Origin of the sequence: Halomonas marinisediminis (assembly GCF_004347715.1) — a bacterium.
Taxonomy (GTDB): domain Bacteria; phylum Pseudomonadota; class Gammaproteobacteria; order Pseudomonadales; family Halomonadaceae; genus Halomonas; species Halomonas icarae.
Window position 1 is genome coordinate 1 of record NZ_SLTR01000834.1, and the last position, 224, is coordinate 224.

The 224-nt window shown below is 63.4% G+C and carries 1 pseudogene; it reads left to right on the forward strand.

Going from position 1 to position 224, the window contains the following annotated elements:
• Positions 1 to 224 (forward strand): annotated as a pseudogene (rph, locus tag E0702_RS18700) (ribonuclease PH); the annotation flags it as partial.

Sequence of the window (224 nt, forward strand, 5' to 3'; positions counted from 1 at the left end):
GGCGGCACACGCTGCGCGTCGATCACCGGGGCCTGGGTCGCGCTGAGGCTTGCCGTCAACAAGCTGATGAAGGCAGGCGATATCATTACGGACCCGCTGACAGATCACGTAGCCGCGGTGTCCTGTGGTCTCTACGCCGGGCAACCCGTACTGGATCTGGATTATGCGGAGGATTCAGAGGCCGGGACCGACGCGAATTTCGTGATGACCGGCTCCGGCGGTCT